Annotated in this window: 3 protein-coding genes; 1 reads left to right on the forward strand and 2 read right to left on the reverse strand. The window is 66.0% G+C overall.

What is annotated here, in order from left to right:
• Both AC4FS3_RS28550 and istA read right to left on the reverse strand, forming a co-directional pair.
• Positions 1 to 325: ATP-binding protein (locus AC4FS3_RS28550; protein WP_491023346.1), on the reverse strand; the 325-nt coding region annotated here is incomplete at its 3' end.
• 12 nt (positions 326 to 337) lie between these two features.
• Positions 338 to 1,873, reverse strand: a complete 1,536-nt coding sequence (gene istA / locus AC4FS3_RS28555; protein ID WP_491023347.1) for an IS21 family transposase — start codon at positions 1,871 to 1,873, stop codon at positions 338 to 340.
• 351 nt (positions 1,874 to 2,224) lie between these two features.
• Between istA and AC4FS3_RS28560 the strand changes: the two genes are divergently transcribed.
• On the forward strand, positions 2,225 to 2,426 hold a 202-nt coding region (locus AC4FS3_RS28560), incomplete at its 3' end, for a hypothetical protein (protein ID WP_491023348.1).

The raw sequence follows: 2,426 nt of genomic DNA on the forward strand, positions 1-2,426 counted from the left end.
TGGGGCCGGTGATGAGCAGGTTCTCGTGGCGGGCGATCCAGGACCCGTCGACCAGGTGCGCCATCACGGTGCGGTCGATGCCGCGCGGGGTGCGCAGATCGAGATCCTCGACGCAGGCGCTCTGCCGCAGGGCTGCGGACTTGAGCCGGGCGACCAGCCGCCTGGCGTCCCGTTCGGAGGCTTCGCGATCGACCAGAAGGCCGAGCCGCTCTTCGAAGCCGAGGCTGTCGAAGGTGGCCGGGGCGTGGCGCTGCTCGTGCAGCGCCTTCGCCATGCCGGTCAACCCGAGGGCAGTGAGGCGCTCGGAAGTGGGGTGTGTCAGCAAGGTCCGTCTCCTTTAATGGTAATAGCCTTGGCCGCGGATGTTGGGGTGCTGCAGGGGAAGCTGCCCGGCCTCCTCAAGGAAGGCGCGGTCGAGCCCGCTCTGCAGGATTGAGCGGATCGACGCGACGGAACGCGCGCGGATGGACAGGCCTCTCCGGCAGGCCGCGTCGAGACGCGCCGGTTCAAAGCTCCTGGCGAGTGCGAGAACGCCCAGGCAGGTGCGAAAGCCCTGCTCGGGGTGGGGGCGATCGGCCATCACCGCTTCACAGAAGGCGGCGACCGATGGTCCGAGCTTCCCGGCCTGCGCCAGCATGCGCGCCGGCGTCCATTCGGCGTAGCGGCGATGCGCTGAGGGCATGTGCTCTGGCGCCGTGATATGGCTGCGCCGTCCCGGACTGCGGGCGTGGCTGGCAACCCGTTGGCCCTTGTGGAAGATCTCGACGGTTCCGCCGCAGATGCGTACATCCACCTCCTGGCGGATCAGCCCGAACGGCACGGAATACCAGCAACTGTCGACCTCGACGTGGTAATCCGGCGCGATGCGGGTGCGCTTCCAGCGGGCGAATACGTAGGGCTCCGGCGGCAGCGGCTGCAGGTTCGGCCGGTCGAGGGTGGCGAACAGATCGGCGCGGCTGGCGCCGTAGCCGCGCATCACGCGCATGTTCAGTTCGTTGACCAACTGACGGATTGCGGCGTTCATCTCGGCCAGCGAGAAGAACCGCCGATTGCGCAGCCGCGCCAGTATCCAGCGCTGGGCCACCTGCACCGCAACTTCGACCTTCGCCTTGTCGCGCGGCCGGTAGGGGCGCGCCGGCAGGATAGCTGCCCCGTAATGGCCAGCCATCTCGGCGTAGGTCCGGTTCAGTCCCGGATCGAACCGGTCCGCCTTGAACACTGCCGACTTGAGGTTGTCGGGAACCACCACCTTCGGCACGCCGCCCAGGAAAGCAAACATCCGGACATGTGCACCGATCCAGTCCTCGAGGCCCTCCGATGCGACGGCTTCCGCGTAGGTGTAGTTTGACGCCCCCAGCGCGGCGACAAACAGCTTCACCGCACGGACCTCGCCGGTCTTTGCGTCGACCAGATCAGCCGTGTCGCCCGCGAAGTCGACGAAGACCTTCTCGCCGGCCACATGCGTCTGACGCATCGAGGGGCGGACCCGGCCCTTCCAGGCCTCGTAGTGCTCGCAGAACCAGGCATAGCCGAACCCGAGAGGATGGGCCGCGCGGTATTCCTCCCAGAGCAAGGCGCGCGTGACGCCGGGGCGCCGCAGTTCCCTGTCGACCACGGACCAGTCAGGCACGGGACGTTCGTGATCCGGAACGGAAGGCGCCGCCGGGAACAGCAGCAACTCAAGGTCGTCGTCGGTCAACGTCTCGGGAAGCGGCCACGTCAGGCCGGCCCTTCGCGCCCGGCCCAGGTAGGCTCCCACGGTTCCTTTGCCCAGCCCGAGCGAGCCGGCGATCGTCCGCTCGCTCAACATCTGGGCATATTTCAAACGCAGCACATCACGTATCACGCGCATCGACAGTCGTTCCGTTGGCATTCAGGTTCCCTCGCTTGAGCGAGGGAACCGTAGCTTCAGACTGTCGGCCAGAAATGCCCACGATCGCGTGGAATCGTTGCCCACGATGCCGTGGAAATGCTGCCCATGATCGCGTGGAACGCGCGCCCATCATCCGGTGGAATCAGTGCCCACCATCCCGTGGAACACGCAGCCAAGTTAGGGGATAAGGACTGCGGCCCGCGTTACCGGATTGTCTTCACGACCCACATTCCGGCTTTCCGTCTGGGTCGGAAGGTGGCGCGCCAGCTGCCCGGGAAAGCGCACCGTACTCCGGCGCGTGCAATTGTGGCTGTTGAGCCAGTCGAGAGCGTCCCCGTCAGGTGCATTGAGGTGGATAGCGAGAGCCACCTCTTTTTATGCAGCGAAAGCTTCATCCCTACGCATAACAGCCGCTGGCTGGATCAGGTGGCGGTTAGCATGGCGCAGCTTCACGGCTGGGCCTGGGCGATTTTTAGCCCGGAGACTGGCAGCGCCAATCACATCATCGACCTGTGCGAGATACGGGCCGGTCGCCCATTCCACGATGGCCCTA

The organism is Pseudogemmobacter sp. TB195 (assembly GCF_058313095.1).